The organism is Burkholderia arboris (assembly GCF_902499125.1).
GTDB classification, from domain to species: Bacteria; Pseudomonadota; Gammaproteobacteria; order Burkholderiales; family Burkholderiaceae; genus Burkholderia; species Burkholderia arboris.
Window position 1 is genome coordinate 140,546 of record NZ_CABVPX010000005.1, and the last position, 25,119, is coordinate 165,664.

The window sequence follows — 25,119 nt, forward strand, 5'->3', positions numbered from 1 at the left end:
CGCGCTCAGCCGCGCCGGCCGCCGCGATGGTGGAACCAGCCCGCGAGCGCGGTAAACAGCAGCCCGGCCGTGCACATGCCGATCCAGCCGAACGCATGCCATGCGGCGACACCGGCCGACGAGCCGAGCGCGCCGCCGATGAAATAGCACACCATGTACACCGTGTTCACGCGGCTGCGCGCCTCGGGCTTCAGCGCGTAGATGCGCGACTGGTTCGAAATCTGCGCGGCCTGCACGCCGACATCCAGCACGATCACGCCGATCACGAGCCCGACGATGCTCGAACCCGACAACGCAAAGATCACGAACGACAGCGCGAGCAGCGCGATCGCGAGCGAGATGATCGCGCGCGGGCCGCGCGTGTCCGCGAAGCGGCCCGCGTATGGCGCCGCGAGCGCGCCCGCCGCACCGACGATCCCGAACAGGCCGGCTGCCTGCGGGCCGAGATGGAACGGCGCACCGGCGAGCAGCAGCGTGAGCACCGGCCAGAACGCGCTGAACGCGGCGAACAGCGCGGCCCCCGTCAGCGACGCCTCGCGCAGCCCGCGCAGTTCGACGGCCAGGTGCCACATCGAGCCAAGCAGCTTGCCGTACGGCAGCGTCGACGTGGGCGTGCTGCGCGGCAGCCGCATCACGATCACGGCGGCGAGCGCGACGAGCGCCGCGACGGATGCGCCGAACACCGCGCGCCAGCCGAAATACTCGGCGACGAAGCCGGCGGCCGTGCGCGCGAGCAGGATGCCGAGCAGCAGGCCGCTCATCACGGTGCCGACCGCATGCCCGCGTTCGGCCGGCGGCGCGATTTCGGCGGCGAACGGCACGGCCTGCTGCGCGATGGTCGCGAGGATGCCGATCGCGAGGCTAGCGCAGGCGAGCACGGCAAGCGACGGCGCGGTGGCCGCCACGATCAGCGCGACCGACAGGCCGGCGATCTGCAGCAGGATCAGCCCGCGGCGATCGAAGCGGTCGCCGAGCGGCGCGAGCAGGAACATGCCGGCCGCATAGCCGAGCTGCGTCGCGGTTGGTACCGCGCCGATCCATGATGCGCCGTCGGGAAAGGCCGCGCGGAAGCTGTCGAGCAGCGGCTGGTTGTAGTAGATGTTCGCGACCGACACGCCTGCGATCGTCGCGAGCAGCAACAACAGGCTGCGCGAGTAGTGGGGCGAGGCGGCGTCGGTCGGACGGTCGGTGGAGGCGGTGGACATGGCTGCGCGGACGAAGTGGGACGGCGTGGCAAGCGGCGCACGCGCCGGGAGGCGCAGGCGGGCCGGGCGCCGGTCGAGGCTGCCGATCATACCGGAGCGACGTGAATCCTGCCGGGCGTGCGGCGAACCGGCCGCCGCCCGTCATCGTGTGAGCCGCGAGCCGCGAGCCGCGAGCCGCGAGCCGCAAGCCGCAAGCCGCGAGCCGCGAGCCGCAAGTCGCAAGTCACAAGCCTCAAGCCTCAAGTCACAAGCCTCAAGTCACAAGCCGCAAGCCGCAAGCCGCAAGCCGCGAGCCGCAAGCCGCAAGCCGTCAGTCGACCAGCTCGCCCGTCGGTTCGTAGAACGGATACGGGCCGGCGCCTTCATCGACATATACGTGATGCGACGTCATCCCCGTATCGGGGGTGTAACGATGAACCGCGAACGCCGGCGGTTCGAGCCGGAATGCGGACGGCGCGTCGGTCCGCAGGTCGAACGCGACCTGGTGCGCAGGCGAAGGCACCGCCGACGCGAGCGTGCCGCCGAAGCGCGCGAACATCGTGCGGTGCACGTGACCGCACAGTACGCGCTCGACGTTCGGATGCCCGCGCAGCAGCGCATCGAGTTTCTCGGCGGCGGCGGGCGCGAGACGCAGCTTGTCCATATGGCCGATGCCCGCCACGAACGGCGGATGATGCAGCGCGACGATCACGGGCCGGTCGCGCGCGGCGTCGAGCTGCGCGGCGAGCCACGCGAGCCGTGCGTCGCACAGGTCGCCGTGGCTTGCGCCCGGCACCTGGGAGTCGAGCGCGAGGACGCGCACCGCGCCGACGTCGAGCGCGTACTGGATGAATTCGCCGTTCTGCAGCTCGGCGCGCTCGGCAAACGCGCGGCGCAGCCCGGCACGGTCGTCGTGATTGCCGATCATCAGGTAGTACGGGATCTCGAGCGCCTCGAGCAGCCCGCGCAGGTTGCCGTACTCTTCATCGTGGCCGAAGTCGGTCAGGTCGCCCGTGACGAGCACGGCGTCGGGACGCGGCGCGAGCGCGTTCAGCTTCGCGATGCAGCGCGCGAGCGCGGCCGCCGTGTCGACGCGCCGGTACGCGAGCTGGCCCGGACGCTTGATGTGGAGATCGCTGATTTGAGCAAGCAGCATCGTCGTTCCTCGGAATTGTCTGGTTGTTGTCGCGGCGTCGTCGTGCGCCGCGGTGGGGTCTGCATGAATGATGCCCGAACGACGGATTACGCGCCGAGCGCGATCAGGCCTTCCGGGGCGATCGTGAGGCCGACCGCCGTGCCGCGCGCGAGCGCGACGCGGCCCGGCACGTCGATCACGAGTGCGTCGGGCGCCGCATGCTCGATCGTGAGCCGCGTGCGTTCGCCGAGGAATGCGCATGCGCCGACCGCGCCGCGCAGCGGCGCATGCGCGGGATCGGCGAGCTGTGCGTCCTCGGGGCGGAAGAACCATTCGTCGGCCGCATGCGGCGTGACGATCGCGCCGCCCGTCGTTTCGAGCGCGCCATTGCGCCACTGTCCCGCCAGCCGGTTCAGCGTGCCGATGAACTGCGCGACCGTGCGGTTCGCCGGGTGGTAGTAGATGTCGCGCGGCGTGCCGATCTGCTCGATGCGGCCCGCACCCATCACGACGATGCGATCGCCGAGCTCCATCGCTTCGGCCTGGTCGTGCGTCACGTAGACGGTCGTCACGCCGAGTTCGCGCAGCAGCGCGTTCATCTCGCGGCGCAGCACGTCGCGCAGCTTTGCGTCGAGCGCGGTCAGCGGTTCGTCGAGCAGCAGCACGCGCGGGCGCACCGCGAGCGCGCGCGCCAGCGCGACACGCTGACGCTGGCCGCCCGACAACTGATCGACCGGTTTGTCCGCATGCGCATCGAGCCGAATCATTGCGAGCAGCTCGTCGACGCGTTCGCGCAACGCGCGTGGCTCGGTCTTGCGGATCTTCAGCCCGTATCCGACGTTGCCGCGCACCGTCAGGTTCGGAAACAGCGCGTAGTTCTGGAACACCATGCCGACCTGCCGGCGCTCGATCGGCAGCGCGGTGACGTCGTCGTTGCCGAACGCGATCGTACCGCCGGCATCCGGCGTGTCGAGGCCCGCGATCAGGCGCAGCGTGGTCGTCTTGCCGCAGCCCGACGGCCCGAGCAGCACGAGCGTTTCCCCGGCGCCGATCGACAGGTCGAGCGGTTCGAGCACGCGTGTGCCGCGGAACGTCTTCGCGCAGCCGGTCAGGGTGATGGGGGTGGAATCGAGTTTCATGTCTGCGAAAAGTTCAGCGCGAGCGCTTCTTGAGCGCGCGCGTGCCGGACGGGTCGACGCCGAGCCACTGCATTGCGACGAGCAGCGGCAGCGTCATCAGCAGGAACAGGATCGTGTAGGCGCTGCCGACTTCGAGGCGTAGCGAAGCGTAGGTATCGGCGAGCCCGACCGGCAGCGTCTTGGTGTCGGGCGTATGCAGCATCCACGTGAGGTTGAATTCGCCGATCGACAGCGTGAGCACGGCGAGCGCACCGGCGACGATGCCGGGCCGCAGGTTCGGCAGCACGATCGTGACGAAGCGCGTGACGAACGATGCGCCGAGGCTCGCCGCGCCTTCCTCGAGCGTGCGCAGGTCGGCGCCGGCCGCGACGGCTGCGACCGCGCGCACCATGAACGGCTGCGTGAACACGACGTGGCCGACGACGATGAACCACAGGCTCATCCGGAACGCGGTGAAGCCGCCGTACACGACCAGCAGCGCGAGCGCCGAAGCGAGGCCGGGCAGCGCGACCGGCAGCACGAGCGCTTCCTCGATCGCACGCGCGACGCGGCTTTTGCTGCGCGCGAGCGCATAGCCGGCCGGCACGCCGGTGACGAGCACGATCGCGAGCGTCGCGAACGCGACGTAGAGCGACAGCGCGACCGAGCCGTGATACTGCTGCCACACCTGTTCGAGCCAGCGCAGCGTGAGGCCGCTCGACACGCCGCGGAAGTAGTTGACGGTCAGGCCCGCGAGCACGGACATCACGACGGGCACGATCAGGAACGCGCACAGCAGCAGCGTGACGCCCCATTGCAGCGCGGCGATCGCGCGCGCGCCCGTGACGCGCGGCGCACGACGTGCGGCGCCGCGTGCCTGCGCGGGAGCGGGCGCCGGTGACGGCGCGGAAGAGCCGGAAAGCGATGGCATGCGGGAATCCTCAGGCCGCGGCGGCGGCGGTGTGGCCGGTGAAGCGGCGCGCGAGCGCGAGCACGGCCCAGGTGACGATGCCGAGCACGATCGACAGGCCGGCCGCCGTCGCGATGTTCGCGTTCAGCGTGAACTCGGTATAGATCGTCATCGGCAGCACGTTCAGGTCGGTGGCGAGCGTGAACGCGGTGCCGAATGCGCCCATCGCGGTCGCGAAGCAGATCGCGCCGGCCGCGATCAGGCCCGGCGCGAGCGCGGGCAGCACGATATCGATGAAGATGCGCCACGGCGAGGCGCCGAGCGAACGGGCGGCTTCCTCGAGCGACGCGTCGAGCTTCGACGCGGCCGCGATCACGGTGACGATCACGCGCGGAATCGAGAAGTACAGGTAGCCGATGAACAGGCCCGCAACGGAGTACGCGAAGACCCACTTGTCGCCGGTGAGTTTCGCCGACAGCATCCCGATCAGCCCCTGGCGCCCGGCGAGCATGATCACCATGAAGCCGACGACGACGCCCGGAAACGCGAGCGGAAACGTGAGCAGCGCGAGCAGCACGCGCTTGCCTGCGAACTCGCGGCGCGCGAGAAGCAGGCCGGAGATCGTCGACAGCGCGAGCGTCGCGAGCGTGACGCCCGCTGACAGCGCGACCGTCTCGCCGAGACTCTTCATGTAGCGTGCATTGCCGAGCAGCGCCGCATAGCGCGGGAAGAACGCGCCGTCGGCGGATACCTGCACGAGCGCCGCCATCGGCAGCAGCCAGAATGCGGCGAACACCGCAAGCGCCGGCGCGACGAGCGCGACGCGCCAGCGCAGCGGGAAAGTCAGGTCGAGCATCGGTTGCGTCCTGCCGCTTACTGCATCACTTGCAGGTATTGCTGGCCGAATGCCTGCTGGCCGGCCGCCATCTTGCCGAAGTCGACCGACTTCGCCCGCGCGTATTCGCTTGCCGGCAGGAACTTCGCGGCGATGTCGGCGCCGAGCGTCTGCGCGCGCACCGGACGCAGGTACGCGTTGGCCCACAGCTTCTGGCCTTCGTCGGACAGCACGAAGTCGAGCACCTTCTTGCCGTTCGCGTCGTGCGGCGCACCCTTCACGAGGCTCATCACGTATGGCACGGCGATCGTGCCTTCCTTCGGAATCACGAACTCGACGTTCGCGTTGTCCTTGTATTTCGCGCGATACGCATCGAAGTCGTAGTCGAGCAGGATCGGAATCTCGCCGGACAACACGCGCGCATACGCCGTTTGCTTCGGCACGATCGGCGCATTTGCCTTCAGCTTGCGGAACCAGTCGAGCGCCGGCTTGAAGTTGTCGAGGCTGCCGCCGAGCGCCTGGTTGACGGCGACCGCGCCGGCATAGCCGACGAACGCGCTCGACGGATCGAGATAGCCGACCATGCCCTTGTATTCGGGCTTCAGCAGATCGGCCCACGAGCGCGGCACCGGCTTGCCGTCGAGTGCGTCCTTGTTCACGAAGAAGCCGAGCGTGCCCGAGTGGATCGCGAACCAGTAGCCTTGCGGATCCTTCAGGTTCGCGGGAATGTCGTTCCAGTGCGCGGGCTTGTACGGCGCGATCACGCCCTTGTCCTTCGCCTGGAACGCCGACGACACGCCGAGGTAGACGACGTCGGCGACCGGGCTCTTCTGCTCGGCGATCAGTTGCGCGATCGACTGGCCGGAGTTCTTGTTGTCGAACGGCACGCGGATGCCGGTCTTCTGCTTGATCGCGGCGATCTGCGCGGCCCAGTCGGCCCATTCGGGCGGGCAGTTGTAGCAGATCGCCGTTTCGTCGGCGTGGGCGGCGGGTGCGCCGGCGATGAGCGCGGCGCAGGCGAGCGGCGCGGCGAGCGCGCGCAGCAGCGAGGTCAGGCGAAGGGACACGGTGGGTCTCCGGGCGAGTGGGTGTAGCGCTGGTGTGGTGGCGTGGTTGTTCGTGTGCGTAGCGGCGCGACCGGCGTTCAGGCCTCGCGCAGGTGCAGCTCGGCGGCCGGCGGCGCGACCGTCGCGCCGTCGCGCACCGCATGCGGCAGGATCATCGACGTGCGTTCGATCGCCGTTCCGCCGATGCATTCGACGAGACGCTGCCATGCGTGGCGGCCGATGTCGCGGTTCGGCGTCGCGACGCTCGCGAGCGGCGGCGCGAGCAGTTCGCCGATCGCGATGCCGTCGAAGCCGAGCACCGACAGGTCGTCCGGGATCGAGAAACCCGCGCGGCGCAGGCCGCGCATCACGACCATCGCGAGCAGGTCGTTGCTGCAGAAGAGGGCGGTCGGGCGCGTTGCATGTGCGGTGAGATGCGCGAGCACCGCGTCGGGCAGTTCAGGTGCGTTGAAGTCGACTTCGACCGGCGGCAGCGTGGCCACGCCGCTTTCCTCGAGTGCCTGCGCATAGCCGAGATGGCGCTGGCGCGCGCGATCCGACGCGGCGAGCGAGCCGGCCAGCATCAGCACGCGACGGTGACCGCGCGCGGTCAGCAGCCGCACGCCGTCGTAGGCGGCGCGGCGGTTGTCGACCGATACCGACGGACGGCGCTGCGTGTCGTTGTGCATCAGCACGTAGTGCGGGCCGTCGTGGTCGAGCATGTCGAGCAGCGGGTGCGTATCCGCATCGGCGACGGTGAGGATCAGCCCTTCGACGCGCTGCTCGCGCAGCGTCTCGATCGCGTGGCGTTCGCGCGCCGCGTCGTACTCGGTCGTCATCAGGATCAGCTTGAAGCCGGCCGCGGTCGCGAGCTCGTCGATGCCTTGCAGGCAGTCGGCGAACACCGGGTTCGACAGCGTCGGCACGACGACGCCGACGAGCCGCGTACGCTCGCCGCGCAGTTGGCGGCCGAGCGGGCTCGGGCGGAACTGCAGCGTGTCGATCGCGGTGCGGATCGTTTGCAGCGTGGCGGGGCTGACGGTATGCGGTGCATTGATCGCACGTGAAACGGTGGCGATCGAGAAGCCCGCGAGGGCAGCGACATCCTTGATGGTCGAGGTCATGAAATAACGCGATGTAAACGTTTTCGGCTGGAAAATTATCGAAAACGTTTGTGACTTCGCGATGACGCACGCGACGCTTGTTTCGCAAAAAGCACGACACAAACGTCTGACGGTTGGGGCCGCCGGACGACGCGGACTCGATTGTATCGGGGATGGTGCGGCGCGGGAGGAAATCGCTGGCGGTGTCGTATCGGTGTCGAATCCGCGGGCGGAATCCGTGCGACGGCGGCCGGTGTCGCGATGCGGCGGCGCAGAATAAGGGAACGCATGCGCAAGCAATGGTAGAATCGCCTCCGCCCTCTTGCCGGGGTGATGAAATTGGTAAACATAGCGGACTTAAACGATTGAGTGCCCGGTCGGAAACGGTCGGTGCAGAACCCTTCAAATTCGGTGAAACCCCTGATGCGCGCATCGAGGCAACGCCGAGCCAAGCCTCGCGGCACACGCGAGGAAGGTGTAGAGACTAGACGGGGGGCGCCTAAGGCGCACGGGCAGCGGTCACGCCCGCGCGCGACGGTGAAGGCATAGTCCAGCGCACGAACGGTTACGCTTACGCGACGCCGGCTTTGAAAGAAGCAGTGTGACGAAAATCCGCCGCCTTAACTGGCTTGCCGGTTCAAGTCCGGTCCCCGGCACCACGACTATCCACGCGCATCGACATCGAGCGTCGAGATCCTTGTCCATCAAGGATTCAACAACTATCGGCGGGCTGTGCCTTCCGGTTTCCGCACAACGCTTTCTCCAAGCTCCCCAGCATTGCGCACGGGGTTGCGCATGGCATCGATTACCCGGTGTAGGTCGGGGGCGTGCGGGACTCACAGGTGTGCAGCGCGCAGCGCTGGCCTGGGCCTTCATCGCGCACTCGATGGCAAGACGCCTGTCGATCGTATTGCGGAGCCGCGCGAAATCACGTCTCTTGCGGACGAGGTGGGGATGGCTTGCGGCGAAACGAGGGAGCGGAGCCGGCAACGCGAATGGCGCGTCGGCACCACCCTCGGCGAACACTACCGGCACGTGGTGGAACTTGCGCCTCCTGACGGGGCCGCGAGTCCCACCGCTCAACGAAAACGGCACGCCGGGATGCGGCGCGATGTCTATGAATCACACCGCTCGCGCATGAAGTTCAGATTGCGCGTGCGCGCCGTGTCGATGCGAAAGCGCGTCACCTCGTTTCCCGAGCGTTCCACCGTCAAGACGCCGTGCATGACGGCCAGCTGACCGGCCGGGTCGAACGTGAAAATGTCGTCGGCGACGGGCTCCAGCCGGTAACCGACACTGCCAGCGACGCCGTTCATGGTCATGGTGAGTTCGCCGTTCGTCACGGCGATCGTCGCACGTGCCGCAGCATCGTGACTGCGATACGTACCGGCCAGGCCTGCCGACGCATCGGCGAATGGCGGTGCGTGATCGGGCAAGCGCTCGAGCGTCTCCGCGTGGCCGCAGTCCACCAATTCGAGCGCCGTCACGCGTGCCGCTGCCGTCGACGCGCTAGGTTTGATCAGCAGCGCGCCGCCGGCCCCGTCGTCAACCCGCAACCCGGCCTCCGTCTCGATGAGCGGCTGGGGCATCTGCTTGACGTGATGGAAGCTCGCGATGACCTGCCCGTCGTGATCGCCGATCACGCAATACGTCCCGGACGCGCGCGAGTGGTACTTGCCGAGCAAGGTTTCGTGCCCGGCAGTTTGCAGGGGCGCGGCAAGCTTCGCGCCAAGGATCGCATCGCCCAGAACGATATCGACGATCTGCGTAGCCAGTTCAACCGGATTGGCCGCGGCGCCGTTGGTGAGCACGATGACATCCAGTGCGTGGCTGGCCACGGTCAACATCTGACAGGCGCCACCGAACACACCGCCGGCATGATGCAGCAGCTCCACGCCGCGATGGGGCGTGCGCATCAGCCCGAGGGCATAGACGCCTTCCGCACCGCTCGAATAGTGCGGTTTGGCCAGCATCTGGCGCCAGCTTGCTTCGCTGCCGAGACGCTTGGGGCTGCGCAAATGCGCGAGCCAGAGCAGCATGTCGTCGACCGTCGACACGATCCCGCCTTCGCCGAGCACTTCCCATGTCGGAAAGAGGCCGCGCATGAAGCCGCCGTTTCCATCCGGCACATGCTGGGTCGCCATGCGCGGGCGGATTTGCATGTCATCGGCGACCGACTCCGTATCGGCCATGCCGATCACATTGAAGATGCGTTCCTTCAGAAACGTCTCGAAGGGGATGCCGCTGACCCGTTCGATCGCGAGCGACAGCAGGTGATATCCGCCGTTGCAGTAGATCATCCGTTCGCCCGGCGGGAAATTGACGTCGCGTTGCCGGACTTCCGCCGCCAGCGCGCCACCGCGCGGCAGCGTCGCCACGCCTTGCGCGAGCAGCGTGAGGTCGAGATAGCAGCGGTAGCCGCCGGTATGCGTCATCAGTTGGCGCAAGCTGGGGGCGCCTGACAGCGGCGGCAGCTCGGGCACGTACGTGCGAATTCCGGCGTCGATGTCGAGCTTGCCGTCTTCGGCTAGCAGGAGTGCGGCGAGGCAGGTGAAGTGCTTGCTCGTCGAGCCGATGCGCAAGCGTGTGGCCGGTGTATTGGCGACGCCGTGCTCCAGGCTTGCCATGCCGAAGCCTCGCCGGTAGAGGACTTCGCCGCGATGGGCCACGGCCACGACGAGGCCGGGTTCGTCGCACTTGTTGAAACGTTCGAACAGGGCATCCAGTTGCTTCACGATGTCGCGCGATTCTTGTTTCATTGTAAGTTATCCATATGAATTAGAACGGAACGGTAAGCGCCGCGCCGATCGTGCGGGGCTGAATCACGCTGACGAGCGCCGGGCCGCCGAGCGGCATCAGCGACGTACCGGCCGCGATCAACGCGCGACGGTCGAGCAGGTTGCGAACATAGAACGCCAGGCTGAACTTCTTGAAGTCCACACCCGCTTGCAGATCCGTGATTGCATAGCCGGGCAACGGGTAGTCCGGCCGGCCGGAGCTGGCGTCGAACCCGCTATGGCGCCGACCGACGAAGCGCTGGGTAATACCCGCATACGACGGATACCCGTGTGCGGTGAACAGATAGGTGCCCGAGAGTGTCGCGGCGAACTTGGCCGAGTTCGGCAATGGTGCGCCCGCGGTCGTACCCGCGCTGGCATTGCCTGTCGTCAAGCTGGCGTCGATGAGCGACAGGTTCGCACTGAAGTTCCAATGCGGGCCGGGGCGGAACGTGCCGGAGAACTCCAGGCCCTTGATTCGCGCGTTGCCGGCGTTGATGACCTGGTTGACGCCGTCGACGGTGCCGAGCTGCTGGATATTCTTCCACTCGATGTCGTAGACAGACGTCTCCAGCGATAGCCGCTTGTCGAACAGATCGGCCTTGTAGCCGGCCTCATAGCTCCACAGCGTGTCGGGCGCGAAGGTCGGGCTACCCGCCGCGCGTACGCCGGTGAGGGGATCGATCAGCAGTGCATTCGGGCCACCGGGCCGGTATCCGCTGGCGATGCGGACATACGCATTGCTGTTGGAAGTCAGCGCATAGCGCGCGGTGAACATGTAGGTCTTGCTGGTGTCCGACGACGGCGCCGAGACGGTCTGTGTCGGGCCGGCAAGCGTACCGGAGGTCGTCTGGTCATAGGTCTGGGTGTTGTGCGCGATCCGGACGCCGCCGGTCAGCGAAAGACGCGGCGTGAGGTGATAAGTCAGGTCGCCGTATGCCGCGTACTCGTTGTACGTGCTGGGCGCCTGGATCTCCGACAGGTTGGGGCCGGGCGTGCCGTCCGGCAACGTCGTCAGAAAGCCCTCGTTCAACGTGCTGCGCTCGTGCGTATAGAAGAGTCCGGCCAGCCACTCGAGCCGCCGGTTGCCCGGGGAGGTCAGGCGAAACTCCTGGGTAACCTTGTTCGTGGTGGCGACATCCTTCGCCACCACCGAGCCCAGGTTCAGCCCCTGAGCGGCAAACAGCGGCCCATAGACGCCGGTCAGGTCTTGCGGCGCGCTCGAGTTGATTCTTTGATACGACGTGATCGAGTTCAGGCGCGCCCAGCCGAGTTCGTATTCCACCCCGGCCGAATAGAGTTGAATGTTCTGGTGAAAGGGTTGCGGGGCGAACTGTTGCGTTGTCAGGTCACCGCGGACCGGCTGCCCGTCGGGGCCGTATTCAACGTAGTTCGGATCGTTGCGGTTGATGTTTTGCGAGACCGCGGTCAACCGGACCGTCAAATCCCTGGTCGGCGTCAGTAGCAACGACGCGCGGGCGCCGTAGGTGTCGCCACGATCGATGTGGGAGCCGGCCACGGGGCCCACTGCGTCGACATAACCGCCGTCGTGCTGCCCGAAGACGGAAACGCGCAGCGCAGCAACGTCGGTCTTCAGCGGGATATTCAACGCTGCGTTGGCCGTTCCGCTCACACCGCCATGCGCGGTTCCCGACACGCCGGTGCCGACTTGCCCGGAAAATTGCCCCGAGTCCGGTTCGTTGGTCACGTATTTCAGCAGGCCGCCCATCGCACCCGCGCCATACAACGTGCCCTGCGGACCCCGCAGGATTTCAACGTGATTGAGGTCGAGCAGGCTCATGTCGAGCGCGAACGTTGCACTCTGGGAGAACAAGGTGCTGCCGCCGAACGCGACGTCGTCGATATACATGCCGACCGTCGGCCCTGTCTGAATGCCTGTCGTCACGCCGCGGATACTGACCTGACCGGAACCGCTGCCGCCACTGGCGTTCAAGTCGACACCCGGCTCCGAGGACAGATAGTCGGACATCGTTTTCGCGCCGCTCTTCTGCAGTTCGTCGGCCGAAAGCACATTGACCTGCATCGGTACTTCGCGAGCCGGCTCACGTCGGCGTGTCGCGGTAACCACGACGGTATTGAGCGTCGCGCCACCTTTGCCTTGCGCCTTCGACAGCTCGGCTGCAGGGGCATTCGGCACCGCGGTGCCGGACGCAGTGGCAGGCGTCGCAGCGGACGCCGCATCGGGCGCGGCGATCTGTTGAGCCTGCATGGGCGTTTGCGCCTGTTCCTGCGCGTGGACGCCCAACGATACCAACCCGAATACCGGTCCGACGAAGAGGGGGGCGTAACGCCCGCCGTGCCGCAGCGGTAGCGTTGCCGAAACCGCCGTGTGCTTCGTCCGGTTTTTCATCTTCACCATTGTCTCCTCCTGATTTTGCGATCTACTGAACGCGGTGCCGCGTCGCGCAACTCAGGGTGAACGGTAAGTGCCGGTTATTTCTGGTTCATGTGGCGTTTGTATCGTCGCTGATACAAACGATCGGGGAGGGCGAAGAGCGGACAGGCAGGCAGACGGGGCGGACCCGGGACGACGACTTGTTTCGGGTTTGCAATAAAGGGCACACATGGCGCCTACATTCACGGGTAATAATTGAAACTATCGCTCGCTGTCGGCCAGGACCATGCACAGACCCCGCTTCGATTCAGCCTTCTACCGCCTGTTTTTCGTGATGATCTCGATCATCCTCGTGATGCAGATCAGTGCCGGCCTGCTGCTCTTCAAGCTCTACAGCACCGCTCCGTTCAAACCGCCTCCCGGGATGAGCGCATCGTTGCAGTGGGGCGCCGCCGTGATGATCCAGGTCATGCCGGCACTGATCTCGTCATGGATCGGCGCGCGCATGCTGGCCGCTCCGTTCCGCTCGCTGGCCGTAGGGGCCGCCGAGTTGTCGAGGAATATCGATGCGCCGCCCATCGAGGAAATCGGCCCTGTCGAGGCGCGTCAGGCCGCCAGCGTGTTCAACACGATGCAGGCGTCGCTGCGGCGGCAAATGAGTGAGCGCAACCGCTTTCTTGCCGCCGTGTCGCACGATCTGCGTACCCCGCTGACACGCATGAAGCTGCGTCTTCGATCCGCTCAGGATACCGAATTGAGTGAGCGGCTCAGAGACGACATCGACGAGATGACGCAGCTTCTGGAGGCGACCCTGTCGTTTCTGCGCAATGAAGAAGTGGTCGAGGCGTTCAGTCCGGTCGACATCAATGCACTGGTCGATGCAATCGCGGAGGATGCGGCCGAACACGGTCAAAAGGTGACGATCAGCGGCGAGGTGCCGCCGATATCCGCTCAACCGCTCGGCCTCAAACGCTGCCTGACGAATCTGGTTGCCAATGCGATCCGATACGGCGAGGACGCGCACATCCGTCTGTTCGACGCGCCGTCGTGTGTGCGCATCCAGATAGCCGATCACGGCCCGGGCATACCGGAGTCGCAACTGGAGCGGGCCCTGGAGCCGTTCTACCGGGTGGAAAGTTCTCGCAACAGGAACACGGGCGGGACGGGGCTGGGCCTTGCCATCGCGAACGACGTCGTGAAACGTCACGGCGGGGAACTGGTGTTGCGCAACGGGACGGAAGGCGGGCTGGTGGCACAGGTCACGTTGCCGCGTCGATAGGGCGGGCGGCCGGGGCGGCCGTCGGCGCAGCTCTGTTTCACGCTTGATACAGATTGCTCACAAAGCGGAAACAGCGCGTGCTTATAGTCGTTTCACGTCCTTCAATCCTATTCGGCAGACTTCACCATGAAGCTATATACGGCCCAGCTTTCGACCGAAACCAATACGTTCGCACCGTGCCCCACCGGTTGGGGCGGCTTCGAAGAGAGCACCGTCTTTCACGGCGACGCGAGTTTGCGCGAGCCTGACGGCATGGGTCACGTGCTCGCGGAAGTGCGGCGCCTCGCGGAGGGTGACGGCCATGAAATCGTTGAAGGTCTGTGTGCCGAAGCCCAGCCGTCCGGCCGCACGATTCGTGCGGTCTACGAGTCCCTGAGGGACGAAATTCTCGGTGGCGTAAAGGCCGCGTTGCCGTTGGATGCCGTGATCCTGCTGCTGCACGGAGCGATGGTGGCCGAGGGTTACGACGATTGCGAGGGTGAACTGCTTGCCGGCGTTCGCGCCGTTGTCGGACCGGACGTTCCAGTGCTGGTCACGCTCGACCCGCACTGTCATTTCACGCAACGGATGAAGGCATCGGCAGATGTCCTGATTGCTTACAAGGAGTATCCGCATATCGACGCCATCGACCGGGCGCGCGACGCCTACCGGTTGGCGCTCGATATGGCGGCAGGACGCATCCGTCCGACGATCGGCGTGTCCGACTGCCGGATGGTCGGCGCCTGGCACACGACGAGCGAACCGATGGCGGGGTTCGTCCGGCGCATGCAGTCGCTCGAAGGGCACGACGGCGTGCTGTCGGTGTCGCTCGGCCACGGGTTCCCGTGGGGCGACGTGCCGGAAGCCGGCGCGAAACTCTGGGTGGTGACGGACAACGATCCTGTCAAGGCCGAGGCGCTGGCGGCGCAACTGGCGCGCGAGTTCTGGGAACTGCGCGACGCGACCGCCCCCGCATGGCTCGATATCGATTCCGGACTGGATCGTGCGCTGGCCGTCGAGGGCGGCCCGGTCGTGCTGGCGGATGTCGCGGACAATCCCGGCGGTGGCGCGCCGTGCGACAGCACGTTCATCCTGCGTCGCGTGGTCGAGCGACGGATTGCCGATGTCGCGATCGGGTGCTTCTGGGATCTCGGTGCCATTCAGATTTGCAGGGACGCCGGTGTCGGGGCAACGCTGACTCTGCGCATCGGCGGTAAATGCAGTGTGTACTCCGGGGACCCGGTGGACCTGCGCGTCACCGTGCGCGGTGTGGTCGAGCATCATGCGCAAAGCATCATGGGTCTCGAGCAGCCGCTTGGCCGCGCGGTGTGGGTAGAGGCCGACAACGGGCTCGACATCGCGCTGATATCGGTTCGCACCCAGGTGCTGGGCGTGGACGCATTCACTGGCCTTGGCATCGACTTCGCCGGCAAGAAGCTGGTGATCGTGAAATCGACGCAGCATTTTCAAACCGATTTCGCGCCGCGCGCGAAGGCCGTATTTCATATCGCTGCGCCAGGCGCGCTCTCGACGGATTTTGCCGGACTGGACTATCGGCATCGTGATCTCAACTACTGGCCGCGCGTGTCGAATCCGTTTGCGACGGGGATGTGAAACCTGGCCGGCGCCGTTCGGCGCCGGCACGCATCAGGCGTCGGCGTGCAGCCGTGTGAAGGCCAGATGCCGGGTACGCGGAGTATCGACGCGCAGGCCGGTGATGTCTGCGCGCGTCGGGTCGCGCGTCAGCGTGACGATCCCGGTCATGATGTCCATGGGATCGGCCGGTACCAGCCCGAACACATCGTGGGCGACCGGCGTGAGGCGGTAGTCGCAACGGCCCACCGCGCCGTGCATGCGAAGGAAGAGTGCGTTGTTGTCGAGTCGAATGACCGCGCGGGCATTGGCGTCGTGGCTTGCGAATGTGCCGGACATCGCGGCGACGAGCGACGGCGACACCTCCGGCGCTTCGTCGAGTCGTACGAACGTCTCGACATGGCCGCAATGCACAATGCGCAGGCTGGCGGGATCGTCCGGCGTGCAAGACGATCCCCAACGCACTGCCAACGGCCCGTCTCCGCCCGCTTCGACCTGGACGTCGTTCAGCGCATCGGCGCTATCGTAGAGCGTCATCGACGGCCTGGGGCAAAGCGGTCCCGTCAATACCAGGGCGCCTTCACGATCTTCCAGTGCATACACGGCGCTGGTGCTGGACGACCGGTAGCTGCCGAGGCGCGCGACATGGTCGGCGGCGCGCGCCGCGACAGGTGGGCCATCGCTGCCAAGCTCATCCGCGAGCACGATGTCGACGACACGCTTCGACAGTTCGAGCGGCGCGTCGAGCGCGCCGTTGCCGAGCAGTATGACGTCGAGCCCGTGCGCCGCCGACACGAGCATCTGGCAAGTCCCGCCGACGACACCGCCGGAATGGTGGATCAGCTCGACACCGCGATAGCGGCTCTGCGTGAGACCCAGCGAGTATTGGCTGCGCTGACCGCTGGAGAATACGGGCAACGCCAGCATCTGGATCCACGTATCGGCGTTGCCGACAATCTTGTTGCTGCATCGCAGGTGGGCAGTCCATCGCAGCATGTCATCGACGGTCGACACGATCGAGCCTTCACCGAGCACGTCCCATGACGGAAAGATGCCGCGCCGGAAGCCGCCGTTGCCGTCCGGAACATGCATGGTCGCGATACCGTGCCCGATCGTCATGTCGTTGGGCACGCACGCGGTGTCGCGCATGAGCATGGGGTTGAAGACATGCGTCGTGAGGAAGGCGTCGAACGGCATCCCGCTCGCACGTTCGACGGCAAGCGAAAGCAGGTGATAGCCGCCGTTCGAATACATCATGCGTTCCCCCGGCGGGAAGTTTTCGTCGCGTTGACGTTGCTGCGAGGCCAGGAGTGCGCCATGCGGCGACATGGCGAGACCTTGCGTCAGCAGTGCGAGATCCAGTGCGCATCGCTGCCCGCCGCGATGCGACATCAACTGCCGCAGCGTCGGCAGGCCGGCGGCCGGCGGCAGCTCGGGCAGATACGCGCCGATGGGGGTGTCGGCGTCGAGAACGCCGTGCTCGCACAGGAGCAGCACGGCGAGGCAAGTGAAATGCTTGCTGACCGAGCCGATACGCATGCGCGTGGCCGGTGTGTTGGCGATGCCGTGTTCGAGGCTGGCCATGCCGAAACCGCGTCGATACAGCAACTGGCCGCGATGGACGATGCCGGCGATCAATCCGGGGGCATCGGCGCGACGATAACGCGTGAACAGCGCGTCGAGCTGCATCGTCGTGGTGAGTGAATCCGAGGTCATGTCGATGGCTCAGCGTGAGGAATCCGTGACGCTCGCGTGCTCCCAGACCTGGGGCGGACAGTGCAGCAGGCCGTCGATGTACGCGACACCTGGCTCGCGATCGCGCGCGAGGAAGATCGGTCCGTCGAGATCGACGTGATCGCACTGTTGCCCGAGCAGAAAGGCGGGAGCGACTGCCAGCGAGGTGCCGGCCATGCAACCGACCATCACGGACAAGCCCGCTTCGCGTACCCGCGCGGCCAGGTCGAGCGCGCGCGTCAGGCCGCCGCATTTGTCGAGCTTGAGGTTGACGATGTCGTAGCGGCGCGCGACGGCGGGCAGGTCGCCGAGATCCTGAAACGATTCGTCGGCCGCGAGCGGGATCGGACAATCGATCTGCTCGAGACAGGCGTCCGCACCGATCGAAAACGGCTGTTCGAGCATGCGAACATCAAGCTGTTGCAACACGGGGATCATCGCGTCGAAGTGCGCGTGCGACCAGCCCTGATTCGCGTCGACGGCGAGCGGTACGTCCGGGCGCACCTCACGGATTGCCGCGAGGCGCGCGGCGTCGGCGGCGCTGCCGTCCAGCTTGACCTTCAGCGCCCTGGCGTGGGGCAGTCGCTGCGCGGCCGCGGCCATTGCGTCCGGCTTGTCCACGCCGATCGTCATCGTGGTCAGCAACGGGCGAGGCGCGGCGAGGCCGGCCATGCGCCAGACCGGCATGGCGTGCTGGCGCGATTCGAGCGCCCACAAGGCCGCATCGATCGCATTGCGCGCGCCGCCGTTCGGCAATACGTCGAGCAACTGCGTGCGCGTGATGCCCGCTTCGATCGACATTCGGACGCTTTCGATTTGCGCGACGATGGATTCGGGTGTCTCGCCAAGATAAAAGACCCCGGAGGCTTCGCCGTTGCCGGCGTGGCGTCCGTCGTCGATGGTCACGTTCACGAGGCGGGCGGCGTCGATGACGTGGCCGGTGATATGGAACGGCGCAGCCAACGGCCAACGTTCGATGCGCAGCGAGAGGGAGAGCGTGCGGGGCGGCATGGGAGCGGGAGAAAGATGAGCGTTACGCATAGCGTTCGATTGCCTCGCGGACACCGCGGCCGGCTGCGCGCATCAGGATGCAGGCGGCAAAGAAGCCGAACGCCGCGACACAGACGATCGACCACAGCAAGCCCTGGCTGAACGCATGCAGACGATCCGACATGAAACCGATAAACACGGGGCTGCCGGATTGCACGACGATCGACGTCAGCGCGCCAATCGCCGCCACGCGCGAGCGCAGGTGCGCGGGGCAGATGTTCTGCATGATGGTGGGAAACAGCACCATGCCTGCGACCATGCAGGCGAGCTGCACGCCGAAGAGCGCGTAGACCGGCGTGAGGGAGCCCACGGCCAGATAGAGGAACGACAGGCCACCGGCGACCAGCGCGCCACATTCGCAGACACGCAGTGGCGCGAGCACGCCGAAGCGCGCTTTCATGCGGCCGGCAACGAGGCCGCCGAGCACGCAACCCGCGATACCGCCGACCATCGCCGCCACGCCCATGCCGCCGCCGGCTTCGGCCGGCGTCGCGCCGAAGGTTCGCACCGCCACGACCGGCATCCACGTCGCCACGCCGCCGAACGACAGATTGACCAGTCCGATGGCGCCGAAGAACTTGAGCATCATGATGGCTTCACGCCGGAAGTAGACCGGTGCGGACGGCAGCGGCGCGGAAGGCCGATGACGACCGGCGGATGCTTCCGTGTCGCCATGCCTTCCGGGTCGAATCAGCAGAATCAGCACGACCAGTACGGGGGCAGGCAACGCAACGGCAAAAAACGCGAGCCGCCACGGCGCGAGATCGGCGAGCCCGGCCGGTAACGCGCCGTGCACCGCCGCGATGCCGTGCATCAGTGCGCCGCCGAGCGCCATCCCCGCCCCTGCGCCCAACAGGTTGGCGAGCGCGAAGATTGCATTGGCGAGCACCCGCTGGCGGGCAGGGAAAAGATCGGGAATCAGGCCGTAGATCACCGGCACCAGTCCGGCTTCGCCGATCCCCAGCCCGACGGTGGCGATGAACAACTGCCAGAAGTGGGTGGTCATGCCGCAGATTGCGGTGGCAGCGGTCCAGACGAGAACACATGCTGCCAGCACCGCACGGCGGTCCACGCGATCGGCGACCCAGCCGATCGGCAACGAAGCGACGCCCGCGAACAGCGCGATGCCCGCGCCTTGCATCAGGCCGATTTGCGTGTCGGTCAACCCGAAATCGTGGCGGATAGGCTCGGTCAGCAGGATCAGCATCTGACGGTCGACGAAGGCGAAGAACGCCACGATCACGAGAATCGCCAGACCGAACCACGCGAGCGGCCCGGCGGGTGAATCCGACGGCGGGTGTTGGCCCGCCACGGGGGCGGGCACGTCGAGGTTGGAGTCGAACATGAGGGCTCTGTGATGAGGAAGCGGTTACTGCATGAACTGCTCGTTACCCACGAGCCCGATGCGGGTCGCGCCGAGCCGCTGCGCGGACGCCATGACCATTGCGACAGCGCGATAAGGCGCCGCCTTGTCGGGCCGCAAATGCAGTTCGGTCGGCGCGGGGTTGGCGGCCACGTCGCGCAATCGCGTTTCCAGTTGCTCGCGCGAACCCAGCGTCTCGCCATTCCATGCGATGGCGCCGTCGGCCGCGATATCGATCTGCACCACGGGCGGTGTCTGCCGTTGCGACGGCGGGGTGCCGGACGGCATGTCCAGCTTGACCGCGTTCGTCTGAACGGGAATGGTGAGGATCAGCATGATGAGCAGGACGAGCATCACGTCGATGAGCGGCGTGGTGTTGATCTCGATCATCACGTCGGCTTCGTCGGCGCTGCCGGTGGGCATCGTCATTGCCATCTCGGGACTCCTTGTCGGTGTGGATGGATCATTGGCGCGGCGGCGGTTCGGTGATGAAGTCGACCTTGACGATGCCCGCCCGCTGGCAGGCAAACACGACCCGGCCGATGGCGGCGTAGCGCGCGTCGAGATCGCCGCGGATGTGGACTTCGGGTTGCGGCGATTGCACCGCGACCACCTTGAGTTTCTCGACGAGCGTTGCCGCGTCGGGCACGCGCCGTTCGTCCCAGAACACGTCGCCTTCCTTCGTCACCGCGAGAATCACGTTCTGCGGGGTCGTTTGCAGCGGCTGCACGGTCTCCTTGGGCAACGTGACCGGCACGGTGTGCGATACCACCGGAATCGTGATGAGGAAGATGATCAACAGCACCAGCATCACGTCGACCAGTGGCGTCGTGTTGATGGACGACATGGTCTCGTCGTGATCGTCGCCGTCGCGGGATCCTGTGGTCATGGCCATGGTTCACCCCACGCGGGAGAGGGCAGCGGCCTTGGTCGCGGCGGCGGCCCCGGCCGTGGTCGTGCCGGTCAGGATGACGATGTGCAGTTCCGTCGAAAACCCGCGCACGCGTTCCATCACGGCCTTGTTGCGGCGCACGAGCCAGTTGTAGCCGAGCACGGCAGGCACGGCGACGGCCAGGCCGATCGCGGTCATGATCAGCGCTTCGCCGACCGGCCCCGCGACCTTGTCGATGGAGGCCTGGCCCGCGATGCCGATGGCAGTCAGCGCGTGATAAATGCCCCACACCGTGCCGAACAGGCCGATGAACGGCGCGGTCGAACCGACGGTGCCGAGAAACGCGAGGCCGTCCTGCAAGCGGCTCGAGACTGACGTGGTCGCTCGCTCGATGGCGGCCGCGACCCAATGGTTGAGGTCGACCTGTTCGAGCAGCGCGCCTTCGTGGTGGTCGAATGCTGCGAGGCCTGTTTCGGCGATGAAGCGGAACGGACTGCCGGTGTCCAGTTGACGCGTGCCTTCGCCGAGATTGGCCGCCTTCCAGAAACCCTTCTCTGCCGCCTTCGCGCGGCGCAGCACCCGCGTTTGCTCGAGCAGTTTCGCGACGATGATGTACCAACTGCCCATCGACATGACGACCAGAATGAGCAGCGTGCCGCGCGCGATGAAGTCCCCGCCTTTCCAGAGCGCATCGAGGCCGTAGGGGTTCGTCACCGTATCGGTGGCGGCGTGGGCGGCGCTGGCCGCGAGGAACAGGGCCGTCACCAAGGCGGCCTTGCGGGTACGGTTGATCATGAATGTCTCCTGAAATGCGTTGGCATGAAAAAAGGAACGGCGGTCGCGGGCGCCTTCAATCGAGCTTGAAAGAGAAGGGCACTTGCACGCGGACTTCCTCGCCCTGAGCGACGCAGTGGAACTGTCGAACGGCGTTTTCTGCTGCCCTGTCGAGAACGGGCGCGGCTGACTGGGTCACGCTCAGGTCCTTGACGTTGCCGTCGGTGCCGACCACGAACGTCACGACGACGTCGCCGGTCAGGTTGTCCTTGAGCGCTTCACGCGGATAGCGAATCGCGGCGCGGACTTGTGTCGAGTTGGGACACACCACGCCGACGCTCGTCGACACCGGCGCGGCAGCGGCGGGCGGCGCCGGCGGCGCGACGGGGGCTGACGGCGCAGGCGTGGCCGACTGCGTGGCGATCGCGTTCGGCGATGGAGGCGCGGCGACATGCACGTCGGGCGGCGGCGCGAACGGCGGCGGCGGTGCGACGTGCTTCGGCGGTGGCGGCGCGATCCGCTTCGGTGGCGGTGGTGGGGGCGGCGGCTTGATCTCTTCGATGATTCGCGTCTCGATCGGCTGACGAATCACGTCCACGACTTTCGTCGCGAGACCGGTGAGCAATGCGTAGACGATCGCCGCGTGCAATCCGACCACGAAGGCGATGCCGCCAATGCGCCGGACCGGTGGCTTGGGTTGTGCGTAGTTCATGTCCCGCGTGTCTCCTGCGTCGAGATGACTTGGGAGCCACGTTAAAACCCGGGCATTTCTGTTTCATATCGGCTTTGTATCCGCGCTGACACAAAGTCTTTCCGGTTGGGCAATATCGCGGCACGACGCGCAAAACCAGACGGGGCGGCACAGGCGGACGACGCGCGGGAGCGCGTCTCCGGGAAAATACCGGGCGGGTTATCCATGACGTGAATCCTCGTCAGGCGTCCCGATTTCTCCGCATGACCTTGCGGGGCAAGGTGCGGGGGCAATTATTTCAAGGCCGCAACAATTCGTGCAAATAGCCCTTATATTGGCGGGCAATAATGAGTGCGGGGCACACCTCACCGCCGCAACATCGGAGACAAGACGCCGTGAACAAAGCGATTCGTATTCTCGTCGTCGACGACGACTCGCAGATTCGCAGCCTGTTGTGCGACTGCCTTGCAGACTTCGGCATGACGACCGCGCAAGCCGGCACCGGCGCGGAAATGCATCTCGCGCTCGGCGAGGGCGGCTTCGATCTCGTGGTGCTCGACCTGATGCTGCCGGACGACGACGGCCTCAATCTCTGCCGCGAGATTCGTGCGACTTCGGAGATTCCATTGATCATCCTGACCGCGCGCGGCGAGATGACCGACCGGATCGTGGGGCTGGAACTGGGGGCCGACGACTACATCGTCAAGCCGTTCGAGCCGCGTGAACTGGTCGCGCGCATCCAGACGATCCTGCGCCGCGTACGCGCGCAAACGCAAGGCCGGACGCGGGCGCAGGAGGAAAGCCGCTTCGCCGGATGGCGGCTGCATCAAATCGGCCGTCACCTGATTGCTGCCGACAATACGGTCATTCCGTTGTCGAACGCGGAGTTTCGCCTGCTCAACGCCTTCCTTGCCGCGCCGGGGCGTGTGCTGAGCCGCGAATACCTGATGGATACCGCTCGCGGCAAGTCGATCGACACGTTCGACCGCAGCATCGACGTGCAGATATCACGCTTGCGTCAGAAGTTGCGCGAGGACATCAAGGAGCCGCGCCTGATTCGCACGATTCGCGGGGAAGGCTACATGCTGGATGTGGGGCATCGTTAGGTGTGCATGCGGTTCATTGCCCCGACCGCGCAAGTGCCGGATCGGCGCCCGCCGATCGAACCCGCAACGTCTCGATCAGCGCACGCAGCCCGCCGGAAACATGACGATGCCCGGGGTAGTACAGGCACAGTCCCGGCATGACCGGACACCAGTCGGTCAATACGCGTTCGAGCCGTCCGTCGTCGAGCGCAGCGCGGACGAGATGATCGGGTACGAACGCGATCCCGATGCCGTCGATCGCGGCGTCGACCATCAACGGTTGATCGGTCAGCGTGAGCGGGCCGCCGACATTCACCGTTTCGACGACACCGCGCCGCTCGAACTCCCAGCGGTAGATCGCGCCGCTGTCGAAGCGAAATCGGATGCAGTCGTGCCGATGCAGATCCTGCGGCACGGCGGGGCGCCCGCGTGCGGCGAAATAGGCCGGTGACGCGACGGCGGCGAACTGCACCGGTTCGGACACGCGCACCGCGATCATGTCTTGCGGCACGGCCTCGGCCAGCCGGATCCCCGCATCGAATCCGCCGGCGACGATGTCGCCGAGTGTCCCGTCGGTCACGATGTCGAGATGGACCTGCGGATAGTCGCGCAGGAAGCGCGCGAGCACCGGCTTCAGCACCATGCGGATCGCGCCTTCGCTGGCGTTGATGCGCACGGTGCCGCTGGGCGTGTCGCGCATTCCGTCGACCGCGAGCATCGCGTCGGCAACCGACGAAATCGCGGGGCGGAGCTTCTCGACGAGCCGCTCGCCGGCATCCGTCAGCGACACGCTGCGGGTCGTGCGGTTGAACAGGCGAACCCCCAGGCGCTGCTCGAGGCTCTTGATCGAATGGCTGATCGCCGACGGCGTGACGTCGAGCTCGATCGATGCCGCGCGAAAGCTGAGGTGCGTTGCCGCGACAAGGAACACGTTGAGCGAGAACAGATCGCCGCTTTTCAATTGATGAGCTGAATTCATCTGGGCGTAAAGATTGGCGAGATTGTCATGATAATGCGCCTTTTCTAGACTAGGGCGTTCGTCATTGCAACGGCCGGCCGCGGTCGCGGCGACGCAGCGGCTGCGCGGGCTGACGGACTGCGCAATGAACCCGACGTTCGGTTGAACAAGGAGCAAGCAATGAAGATGAAGGCGGTCGTGATGACTGGCGCCAATCGGCCCTGGGAAGTGCAGGAAGTGCCGGTTCCGGTAGCCGGGCCGGGGCAGGTGCTGGTGAAGGTTCATGCGTCCGGGATGTGCTACACGGACGTCTGGGCCACGCAAGGCTTCGGCGGCGACATTTACCCGCAGACGCCCGGCCACGAGGTCGTCGGCGAAATCGTCGAAGTGGGCGCGGGCGTGCATGCGCGCAGGGTGGGTGACCGGATCGGCACGACATGGGTGCAGTCCGCATGCGGTCGTTGCGCGTACTGTCGCGAGAATCGCCCGCTCTCCGGCCAGACGGCCGTGAACTGCGACACGCCGCGGACCACCGGGTTTGCGTCGCAGGGCGGACATGCCGAGTACATCGCCGTGGCGGCGGAAGGGACGGTGCTGTTGCCCGACGGGCTGACGTACGTCGATGCCGCGCCGATGATGTGCGCCGGCTATACGACGTGGAGCGGCTTGCGCGATGCGGCGCCGCAACCGCACGAGAAGGTCGCCGTGCTCGGCATCGGCGGACTGGGGCACGTGGCGCTGCAACTGTCACGCGCGTGCGGCTTCGAGACCATCGCGATCACGCACTCGGCGGACAAGCGCGACCTGGCGATCCGGCTGGGCGCCGACCAGGTCGTCGCAAACGGCGCGGAACTTCGCGAGGCGGGCGGTGCGGACGTGCTGCTTGTCACGACCAACGAGTTCAGTACTGCAGAGGAAGCGATGGCCGGATTGCGGGTCGACGGCCGGGTGATCCTCTGCGGGCTCGACTTCAGCAAGCCATTCTCGATCGCGTCGCAGCGCAAACCGTTCCACATGATGCGTCAGCAGGTCATCGGGTCGACGCACGGCGGCTTGCGCTACCTGAGCGAGGTGCTCGAGCTTGCCGCCAGGGGCAAGGTCAAGCCGATCGTCGAGACGTTTGCGCTCGACCAGGCCACCGAAGCGTACGACCGTCTTGCGTCGGGGAAGATGCGCTTTCGCGGCGTGTTCACGCCCGCTGGGCACCACTGAAAGCCGACAGGCGCCGGGGGATGCGGGGACGCATGCCCCCGGCCA

At 66.3% G+C, this 25,119-nt stretch carries 21 protein-coding genes; 4 read left to right on the forward strand and 17 right to left on the reverse strand.

Translation table 11 applies throughout. The annotated features are described in order from the left end of the window. Window positions 1–5 precede the first annotated feature (5 nt). The 9 genes from BLA15945_RS08275 to BLA15945_RS08315 form a co-directional block, all read right to left on the reverse strand. Window positions 6–1,205 carry an MFS transporter gene (locus BLA15945_RS08275; protein WP_059236836.1) on the reverse strand — a complete coding sequence of 400 codons (1,200 nt, stop codon included), beginning with the start codon at window positions 1,203–1,205 and terminating at the stop codon, window positions 6–8. 310 nt (window positions 1,206–1,515) lie between these two features. Further along, window positions 1,516–2,340: a phosphodiesterase gene (locus BLA15945_RS08280; protein ID WP_059235198.1), complete on the reverse strand. Its 825-nt coding sequence runs from the start codon at window positions 2,338–2,340 to the stop codon at window positions 1,516–1,518. Between the two features lie 86 nt (window positions 2,341–2,426). Continuing rightward, complete coding sequence (locus BLA15945_RS08285) at window positions 2,427–3,458, reverse strand: ABC transporter ATP-binding protein (RefSeq protein WP_174992026.1); 1,032 nt, start codon at window positions 3,456–3,458, stop codon at window positions 2,427–2,429. Between the two features lie 13 nt (window positions 3,459–3,471). Then, the gene (locus BLA15945_RS08290; protein ID WP_174992027.1) at window positions 3,472–4,368 is read right to left on the reverse strand and encodes an ABC transporter permease; all 897 of its coding nucleotides are present in this window, start codon (window positions 4,366–4,368) and stop codon (window positions 3,472–3,474) included. Between the two features lie 10 nt (window positions 4,369–4,378). Then, a complete protein-coding gene (locus BLA15945_RS08295; RefSeq protein ID WP_174992028.1) occupies window positions 4,379–5,203 on the reverse strand; it encodes an ABC transporter permease in 825 nt (274 codons plus the stop codon). A 17-nt stretch (window positions 5,204–5,220) separates the two neighbouring features. Then, on the reverse strand, window positions 5,221–6,249 hold the full coding sequence (locus tag BLA15945_RS08300; RefSeq protein WP_174992029.1) for an ABC transporter substrate-binding protein: 1,029 nt from the start codon (window positions 6,247–6,249) through the stop codon (window positions 5,221–5,223). Between the two features lie 77 nt (window positions 6,250–6,326). Further along, window positions 6,327–7,352, reverse strand: coding sequence for a LacI family DNA-binding transcriptional regulator (locus BLA15945_RS08305; RefSeq protein WP_059235187.1), 1,026 nt, complete (start codon window positions 7,350–7,352; stop codon window positions 6,327–6,329). Window positions 7,353–8,446: 1,094 nt separating this feature from the next. Then, the gene (locus BLA15945_RS08310; protein WP_174992030.1) at window positions 8,447–10,090 is read right to left on the reverse strand and encodes a serine hydrolase domain-containing protein; all 1,644 of its coding nucleotides are present in this window, start codon (window positions 10,088–10,090) and stop codon (window positions 8,447–8,449) included. A gap of 19 nt (window positions 10,091–10,109) precedes the next feature. Beyond that, window positions 10,110–12,488 carry a TonB-dependent receptor gene (locus BLA15945_RS08315; RefSeq protein WP_174992031.1) on the reverse strand — a complete coding sequence of 793 codons (2,379 nt, stop codon included), beginning with the start codon at window positions 12,486–12,488 and terminating at the stop codon, window positions 10,110–10,112. Window positions 12,489–12,750: 262 nt separating this feature from the next. On the opposite strand from BLA15945_RS08315, the gene BLA15945_RS08320 reads away from it, so the two are divergent. Together BLA15945_RS08320 and BLA15945_RS08325 are read left to right on the forward strand one after the other, a co-directional pair. Then, a complete protein-coding gene (locus BLA15945_RS08320) occupies window positions 12,751–13,743 on the forward strand; it encodes an ATP-binding protein (RefSeq protein WP_059235160.1) in 993 nt (330 codons plus the stop codon). A 126-nt stretch (window positions 13,744–13,869) separates the two neighbouring features. Beyond that, window positions 13,870–15,336: a M81 family metallopeptidase gene (locus BLA15945_RS08325; protein ID WP_059235158.1), complete on the forward strand. Its 1,467-nt coding sequence runs from the start codon at window positions 13,870–13,872 to the stop codon at window positions 15,334–15,336. A 33-nt stretch (window positions 15,337–15,369) separates the two neighbouring features. Here BLA15945_RS08325 and BLA15945_RS08330 read toward each other — a convergent pair whose 3' ends face one another. From BLA15945_RS08330 to BLA15945_RS08360, 7 genes are all read right to left on the reverse strand, one after another. Further along, window positions 15,370–17,031 carry a serine hydrolase domain-containing protein gene (locus BLA15945_RS08330; protein WP_174992032.1) on the reverse strand — a complete coding sequence of 554 codons (1,662 nt, stop codon included), beginning with the start codon at window positions 17,029–17,031 and terminating at the stop codon, window positions 15,370–15,372. A 9-nt stretch (window positions 17,032–17,040) separates the two neighbouring features. Then, on the reverse strand, window positions 17,041–18,060 hold the full coding sequence (locus BLA15945_RS08335; protein ID WP_233464150.1) for a dipeptide epimerase: 1,020 nt from the start codon (window positions 18,058–18,060) through the stop codon (window positions 17,041–17,043). Window positions 18,061–18,082: 22 nt separating this feature from the next. Next, window positions 18,083–19,342, reverse strand: a complete 1,260-nt coding sequence (locus BLA15945_RS08340) for an MFS transporter (RefSeq protein WP_233464151.1) — start codon at window positions 19,340–19,342, stop codon at window positions 18,083–18,085. Window positions 19,343–19,468: 126 nt separating this feature from the next. Continuing rightward, a complete protein-coding gene (locus tag BLA15945_RS08345; protein WP_059235150.1) occupies window positions 19,469–19,897 on the reverse strand; it encodes an ExbD/TolR family protein in 429 nt (142 codons plus the stop codon). 28 nt (window positions 19,898–19,925) lie between these two features. Further along, window positions 19,926–20,357: an ExbD/TolR family protein gene (locus BLA15945_RS08350; RefSeq protein ID WP_174992035.1), complete on the reverse strand. Its 432-nt coding sequence runs from the start codon at window positions 20,355–20,357 to the stop codon at window positions 19,926–19,928. Between the two features lie 3 nt (window positions 20,358–20,360). Further along, window positions 20,361–21,149 (reverse strand): MotA/TolQ/ExbB proton channel family protein, encoded by a 789-nt coding sequence (locus tag BLA15945_RS08355; RefSeq protein ID WP_059235145.1) that lies wholly within the window; start codon window positions 21,147–21,149, stop codon window positions 20,361–20,363. A gap of 55 nt (window positions 21,150–21,204) precedes the next feature. Next, window positions 21,205–21,840: an energy transducer TonB gene (locus tag BLA15945_RS08360; RefSeq protein ID WP_059235143.1), complete on the reverse strand. Its 636-nt coding sequence runs from the start codon at window positions 21,838–21,840 to the stop codon at window positions 21,205–21,207. A gap of 326 nt (window positions 21,841–22,166) precedes the next feature. Between BLA15945_RS08360 and BLA15945_RS08365 the strand changes: the two genes are divergently transcribed. Then, on the forward strand, window positions 22,167–22,925 hold the full coding sequence (locus BLA15945_RS08365; protein WP_059235141.1) for a response regulator: 759 nt from the start codon (window positions 22,167–22,169) through the stop codon (window positions 22,923–22,925). A 13-nt stretch (window positions 22,926–22,938) separates the two neighbouring features. Here BLA15945_RS08365 and BLA15945_RS08370 read toward each other — a convergent pair whose 3' ends face one another. After that, entirely contained in the window at window positions 22,939–24,267 is a 1,329-nt protein-coding gene (locus tag BLA15945_RS08370) for a LysR family transcriptional regulator (RefSeq protein WP_226196711.1), read from the reverse strand. Between BLA15945_RS08370 and BLA15945_RS08375 the strand changes: the two genes are divergently transcribed. Next, the gene (locus tag BLA15945_RS08375) at window positions 24,157–25,074 is read left to right on the forward strand and encodes an alcohol dehydrogenase catalytic domain-containing protein (protein ID WP_233464153.1); all 918 of its coding nucleotides are present in this window, start codon (window positions 24,157–24,159) and stop codon (window positions 25,072–25,074) included. The genes BLA15945_RS08370 and BLA15945_RS08375 overlap by 111 nt on opposite strands. The last annotated feature ends 45 nt before the right edge of the window (window positions 25,075–25,119 follow it).